A 7379-nucleotide genomic window follows, 5' to 3' on the forward strand; every position below is an offset into this window, starting at 1 on the left:
CTGGAGGGAGCATTGATATGTATTTCGATTCGAGGCTTTGGCAACTGACCGCGGGGCTGCGCGCCGGCATGGCGGGCGGCATTTTCCTCGGCCTGCTGGCATTGGCGGCGGGCATCGCCCGCTATGTGTTCCTGGGCCAGTTGCTGGCACGGGTGTTCGACGGCGCGCCGTGGCGGGACTGGCTCGCGCCGGCGCTGTGCGCCGGCGCCATGGTGCTGCTGCGCGCCCTGCTCGACCACCTGCGCACGGTGCAGGCCAACCGCTGCTCGGCCCAGGTACAGCAGACGCTGCGCGCGCGGCTCTATGACCGCATCGTGGCGTTGGGCCCGGCCTGGTTCGCCAACCAGCGCACCGGCGGCGTAATGCTGACGGTGGTCGACGGCGTGGAGCAACTGCAGACCTTCTTCGGACAGTACCTGCCGCAGGTCGCCATCGCCGCTGCCGCGCCGTTCGCCATCTTCGCCGTCATCGCCTTCTGGGACGTGCCGACCGCGCTGGTGTTCCTGGTGGCGGCGCTGTTCGCGCTGTTCGGGCCGATGGCCGTGCACATGCTGGACCGCCGCGCCAGCCTGGCGCGCACCCGCTCGCTGAACGAGTTCGGCGAGGAATTCCTGGATGCCGTCCAGGGCCTGCCGACGCTCAAGTCGTACGGCCAGGGCAAGACCTTCGGCCAGCGCCTGGCCGCGCGCGCCCGCGCCCTGTCGGACAACACCTTCTGGGTGCTGTCGGTAAGCCTGCTGACGCGCGGCATCAGCGACCTGGGCGTGGCGCTGGGCGCCGCGCTGGCGCTGACGGTGGGCGCCTGGCGCGTGGCCGCCGGCGACATGAGCGTGGAAGCGCTGCTGATCGTGCTGATGGCCGGCACCGAGATCTTCCGCCCGCTGCGCGACCTGCGCTCGGTGCTGCACCGGGGCATGCTGGGCCAATCGGCCGCCGCCAGCATCCACGCGCTGATGGACGCGCAGCCGCTGACCGCCGCCCCCGCCGTGCAGGCGGGCGCCGCCCCCGCGCGGCTCGACCCCACCATCGAATTCGACGCGGTGGCGTTCTCGTATTCGCCGCAGCGTCCGGCGCACCAGGGCCTGTCGTTCCGCGTCGCCGCTGGCGAACGCGTCGGCATCGTCGGCCCCAGCGGCGCCGGCAAGTCCACCATCGTGCGCCTGCTGCTGCGCGAATGCGTGCCGCACGCCGGCGCCATCCGCGTCGGCGGTCACGACGTCAACCAGCTCGACACGCAGACGCTGCTGGGCCAGATGGCGCTGGTCAGCCAGGACATCACCCTGTTCCACGGCACCATCGACGAGAACCTGCGCCTGGGCCGGCCCGACGCCAGCCACGAACAGGTGCGCGCCGCCGCCCGCGCCGCCAATATCGATGACTTCATCATGGCGCTGCCTCAGGGCTACGCCACCCGCATCGGCGAGCGCGGCCTGCAACTCTCGGGCGGCCAGCGCCAGCGCGTGGCGATCGCCCGCGCGCTGCTGCGCGACGCGCCCATCCTGATCCTGGACGAGGCGCTGTCGTCGGTCGACACCGAGAACGAAGCGCTGATCCAGCAGGCCCTGGACCGCCTCATGGCCGGCCGCACCACGCTGATCCTGGCGCACCGCCTGGCCAGCGTGATCGGCGCCGACCGCTGCCTGGTGCTGGACCAGGGCCGCGTGGTCGAGCAAGGCCCGCATGATGCGCTGATGCGCCAGCATGGCCTGTACTACCGCCTGATGCACGAGCAGGCGCTGGCGCTGGCCGCGCCGGCCGCGACGCTCGCACCCGCCAGCGTGCAGGCCGATGCGTCCCGCGCCGCCAACAGCGCCGACGACGACAGCGCAGGCCAAGGGCCGGCGCTGCGCCCGCTGGACGCCGACGCCGAGCAGGTCGGCTGGCGCGCCACGCTGGCCACGCTGCTGTCGGTGGTGCAACCGTGGCGCGGCACCCTGATCGCCACCATCCTGCTGGGCGTGGCGCGCGTGGCCGCCTTCATCGGCGTCGGCGTGCTGAGCGCGCTGGTGGTGGCCGCCATCCGCGACGGCCGCGACACGTCGGCGCTGATCATCGGCCTGCTGATCGCCGCGCCGCTGGCCGCGCTGTTCCACTGGCTCGAATCGTGGCTGGCGCACGCCATGGCCTACCAGTTGCTGGCGGACATGCGCGTCAAGCTCTACGACAAGCTGGAACGGCTGGCGCCCGCCTACCTGCTGCAACGCCGCTCGGGCGACCTGGTGGCGCTGGCGACGCAGGACGTGGAGATGGTCGAGTACTTCTACGCCCACACCATCGCCCCGGCCATCGTCTCGGTGCTGGTGCCGCTGTCGGTGCTGGGCTTCCTGGCCTTCTATAGCTGGCCGGTGGCGCTGGCGCTGCTGCCGTTCCTGGCCTATGCGCTGGTGTCGCCGGTGCGCGGCCGCCGCAAGGTCGACGCGCTCGGCGACCGCGCCCGCCACGCCCTGGGCGAGATGAGCGCCCACACCACCGACACCATCCAGGGCCTGGCCGACCTGACCGCGTTCCAGGCCACCGGCCGCCGCCGCGAGGAATTCCTCAAGGTCGCCGACCAGTACCGCGTGCGCCGCCTGGACATCCTGCGCGACCTGTCGCGCCAGACCGCCTGGTTCGAGACCGCCATGGGCCTGGGCGGCCTGGCGGTGGCCGTGGTCGGCGCGCTGCAGGTGTCGGCCGGCGCGCTGTCGGCCAGCATGCTGCCGCTGCTGGTGCTGATCGCGCTGGCCACCTTCCTGCCGGTGTCGGAGATCTCGCAGGTCAGCCGCCAACTTGCCGACACCATCGCCGCCACCCGCCGCCTGCACGTGGTCAACAACGAACCCGAGCCGGTCACCGACGGCCCGCTGCCGCCGCCGGCGGCGCCGCACGGCCTGTCGCTGGCGTTCGACCATGTGTATTTCACCTATCCCGGCAAGAGCCAGGACACGCTGCGCGACCTGAGCTTCACCGTGCCGGCCGGCGCCACCGTGGCCGTGGTCGGCGCCTCAGGCGCGGGCAAGAGCACCGTGGCCAGCCTGCTGCTGCGCTTCTGGGACCCGCGCCAGGGCGCGGTCAGGCTCGACGGCGTGGACGTGCGCCAGTTGCAACTGGACGGCCTGCGCGAACGCGTCGCGCTGGTGACGCAGGACACCTACCTGTTCAACGACACGCTCGAAGGCAACATCCGCCTGGCGCGTCCCGACGCCAGCCGCGAGGAACTGGCGCGAGCGCTGGAACAGGCCGCGCTCGGCGACTTCGTGCGCAGCCTGCCCGACGGCCTGGCCACGCGTGTCGGCGAACGCGGCATGCAGTTGTCCGGCGGCCAGCGCCAGCGCATCTCGATCGCGCGCGCCTTCCTGAAGAACGCGCCGGTGCTGATCCTGGACGAGGCCACCTCGCACCTGGATACCCTGTCGGAGATGCAGGTGCGCGGCGCGCTGGACGTGCTGATGCGGCACCGGACCACGCTGGTGATCGCGCACCGCCTGGCCACCATCCGCGACGCCGACCTGATCCTGGTGCTGGACAACGGCGCCCTGGCCGAGGCCGGCACCCACGACCAATTACTGCGCAAGCAAGGCGCGTACGCCAGGCTTGCCAGCCACCAGGGCGCGCGCGACCTTACCGCCGGTAGCGCAACGTCTCTTCCGACGTAGCGTTGCGCCGCACCTCGTCCACCGTGAACCACACCCGCTTGCTGCCGAAGGTGTTGTACAGGTCGAACTGGTCGCGGGTGTGCGGCGACGGCGTGCCGTCCGGGGCGACAAAGCCGCTCTGCCCCGGCGCCACCACGTCCACCGCGCGCACCGACTTGCCGTCGAACACCGTCATGTTGTTCTCGGTGCCGCGGTTCTGCGTGGCCCGATAGCTCAACACCGCCTTGGCATCGGCCTGCGGCACGCCCAGGAAGTTCTTGGGCGCGAACACCATCGGCGGCGCCGGGACCTTCCACGCGGCCGGATCCTGCCCATAGGCCTGGCGCAGCGCCGTCAGCGCATCGTCCAGCGCCGCCAGGATGACGTCGTCGGCGCGCGCGCCATTGAAGAAGTCATAGCGCTGCGGCACGCCGGCCTCGGGGCCGGCCAGGGCGTTGAACAGCACCTTGACGCCGGCGGTCAGGTTGAGCGAACCGGTGGCCGGCGCCTGCGGCGTCGGGTAGCCCGTGGCGCTGTACCACTTGAAGAACTCGGCCGGCATCTCGTCGCCCAGCGTGCGCTTGAGCATGGCGCGCAGCCAGGCGTCCATCACCGCCGGGCCGGCGTTGTCGAAGTAGCCCGGCTGGCGCTCGCTGGTCATCATGCCATCCCAGGCCGCCAGCCCCACCACCAGCCGCGCGCGCGGGTCGTCGGCCGGCAGCCCTTGCACCGCGCGCTGCAGGAACGGCAGGAAGTGGCGGCGGTTGACGTCGGCGTAGCTGGTGGTGCGGATCAGGTCCCACATCTGCTGCGCGCTGACCTTGCCGCCGTTGGCGGTCATGGCCTTCAGGCGCGTCTCGATCTCGGCGTAGCGGTCGGCCTGGCCCCAGACGATGGCGAACAGGTCGGTGGACGGGTAGCCGCGCATCGGCTGGTTGTTCCAGTTGGCGATGAAGCCCTGGCGCGGGTTGTAGACCTGCGGATTGGTCGAGAACGGCAGCAGGCCCTGCCAGTCCATCTCGCCCGTGCCCGGCACCGGCAGGCGCGGGTCGTGGCCCGGGCGGCGCCTGGGATAGAAGCCGGTGTGGGCGTAGCCGATGTTGCCGCGGTCGTCGGCGTAGTACCAGTTGATGGTCAGCGCGTGGCGCGCCGCCTGCGCCTTCCATTGTTCCCAGTTGGCCGACTGCGTCTTGCGGGTCCAGGCCATCAGCGACTGCAGTTCAAAGCCTTCCCAGGCGCGCGCCTTGGCGTAGGCCACGTGCTGCGTATCGTCGAACTTGACGATCAGGCCGTGCACGCTGCGGTACACATCCAGCGTCACCGGCGCCGCGTCCTTCACCAGGATCAGGTCGGTGCGTTTTTCCAGCGTCTTCCATTGGCCGTCATGGAAGTACCGCGTGCGGTCGGCGGGATCGAGCTTTTCGGCGAAGATGTCGACGTCGTCGCCAAAGCCCGCGGTCGAGCCCCACGTCACGTGGGCATTGTGGCCGAACAGAATGCTGGGATAGGCGAATGGCGTGTTGCCGACCACATCGAAGCCGGCGCCGTGCAGGCCGATGCCGTACGTGTAGGCCGGATTCCACCAGCCGAACTGCGGACCGTTCAGCAGGATCGAACGCGCGTCCTTGGCGTGGTCGCGGCCCACGATCCACATGTTGCTGGTGGTGGGAAAGCCCGCGATGCCCGGCTGGCCCGATTGCGCGTACTGCTCGGCCAGTTGCGCCCGCAGCGCCGCCGGCGTGCCGGCGATCACGCCACGAGTGGCCGGATCGCGCACCACGCGCTCGAGCATCGGGGGCGTGCCGTCATAGCGAGGCAACGCATAGGCCAGCTTGTCCGTGCTTTCCGGCTGGAACACCGCCGGCTGGTAGCTGCCCGCTTCGGGCGGCACCGTGGTCGGCGCGCGGCTGTCGGTCAGCCAGCGCAGCTGGTTGAAGATGCGCATGGCCTCGGCATCGCCGTGCCTGTCCTTCAGCGCCGTCAGCAGCGCCAGGTTGTCGATCTCGCTGTTGGCGTCCGAGAAGCGGTTGGCCATGGTGCCGATGAAGATCATCGCCACGTCGTAGGCGGTCCAGTCGGCCGGCGCGAAGCCCAGGTCGTTGAATTCCTTGGGCATCAACGCGCCGGGCTGGGCCCGCACCCGCGCCAGCCAGGCGTTCATGCCGGCGGCGTAGCCGTCCAGCACCTGGCGGTCCGATGCCGGCAGCGCCGCCAACTGGCGCTGGATGCGCTCGGGCGAGAAATTGGCGCGGATCGACTTGTCGAAGCCCACCATCGATGCGCCCAGCACTTCGGCCACCCGTCCCTGGGTGCTGCGGCGCGCCATCTCCATCTGGAACAGCCGGTCCTGCGCCACCGCGTAGCCGTAGCCATAGAAGATGCCGTACACCGTATCGGCGTAGACGTGCGGCATGCCATAGGCATCGCGCCGGATCGTGACCTTGCCATCGGCGCCCCGCGGCCGCGCCGTGGCGGCCTCGGCGGCCTGCCCGGCGGCTGCCGCCACGGGTTGCGCCACGGCCTGCGCCGCCATCGCGGGCAGGCACGAACTGGCCGCCAACAGGGCGGCCGACAACACATGCTGCTTCATTGAATCTGTCTCCGTATCGAATGGGACCGCGCCGCGAGCCTGCCGCGGGCGATGGCGGCGCCTCTGCCGGGCGCCGTCCGCGGACCATGATACGGACGCCCAATCTATAATTCCAATGCATTTGATTCATATGATTCATGCGGTTGGGACATGGACTTCCAGAAACTCAAGCACCTGCTCGCCGTGGTCGAACACGGCACCTTTTCGCGCGCCGCCGACAAGGTCAACCTGTCCCAGCCCGCGCTCAGCCGCAGCATCCAGGCGCTGGAAACCGAACTCGGCCTGCCGCTGCTGGACCGCGGCACCCGCCAGGTGCGGCTGACACCCTACGGCGCCTGCGTGGCCGAACGCGCGCGCCGCATGCGCTATGAAGAAGCCGAACTGCGGCGCGAACTCAAGAGCCTGGCCGGCGGCGAATCGGGCGCCCTGTCCATCGGCCTGAGCCCCACCCCGGCCTCGCTGTTGCTCGCCCCTTTCCTGGCGCACATGGCCACCCGCCATCCGCAGGTGCGGGTGGCCGCCGAACTCGGCAGCACCGCCGCCCTGCTCGACCAACTGCGCGCCGAACGCATCGACGCCATGGTCTGCGACGCCCGCATGCTCTACGGCGCCTCCGATATCGAGACCCGCCCCCTGGCCCCGCTGCGCGCCGGCATGGTCTGCCGCCAGGGCCACCCCATCCTGGCCCACCGCCGCCCCACCATCGACCACATCCGCCAGTACCCCGTCGCCTCCAGCACCCTCAGCCCCGAGGTCGCCCTGCGCCTGGCCGAAACCCTCGGCCCCGCCGGCACCCCCGAACAGATGGTCAGCGTACGCTGCGAAAACCTCGCCCCCCTGGTGCACCTCGCGCTCACCACCGACACCCTGCTGCTGGGCGTCATCTGCGTCACCCGCCAACAACAACAAGCCGGCGAGCTGGTCGAAGTTCCGCTGCCCGCCGACCCCCAACGCCAGGGCCACTACGTCCTCGCCCGCCTCGCCGGCCGCAGTCCCTTGAAGGCGCAGGACGCCCTCTACACCTTCACCCAGCAATGCTGGAGCGACTTCGCCGGCTTCCGCCCCAGGCCGTCCGCGTCGGCAAGACCGGATAAAGCGGCCAGACCGTAGCCGCTTTTACAGCCCAAATGGCCGCCTCGCGGCTGGCCCGGCCGGCGGACCGCGTTGTCGCCGCG

The 7379-nt window shown here is 70.7% G+C and carries 3 protein-coding genes; 2 read left to right on the forward strand and 1 reads right to left on the reverse strand.

The window, feature by feature from the left end; all coding sequences use genetic code 11:
* The first annotated feature begins 17 nt into the window (after positions 1-17).
* On the forward strand, positions 18-3635 hold the full coding sequence (gene cydC, locus AC6LKG_RS22335) for a thiol reductant ABC exporter subunit CydC (RefSeq protein ID WP_498168280.1): 3618 nt from the start codon (positions 18-20) through the stop codon (positions 3633-3635).
* Here the strand turns inward: cydC and AC6LKG_RS22340 are convergent.
* The gene (locus tag AC6LKG_RS22340; protein WP_498168282.1) at positions 3601-6204 is read right to left on the reverse strand and encodes a penicillin G acylase; all 2604 of its coding nucleotides are present in this window, start codon (positions 6202-6204) and stop codon (positions 3601-3603) included. The genes cydC and AC6LKG_RS22340 overlap by 35 nt on opposite strands.
* Positions 6205-6354: 150 nt before the next feature.
* Here AC6LKG_RS22340 and AC6LKG_RS22345 point away from each other — a divergent pair, with 150 nt between their 5' ends.
* Entirely contained in the window at positions 6355-7314 is a 960-nt protein-coding gene (locus tag AC6LKG_RS22345) for a LysR family transcriptional regulator (RefSeq protein ID WP_498168284.1), read from the forward strand.
* The last annotated feature ends 65 nt before the right edge of the window (positions 7315-7379 follow it).

This window comes from Achromobacter sp. 46006, assembly GCF_059761975.1.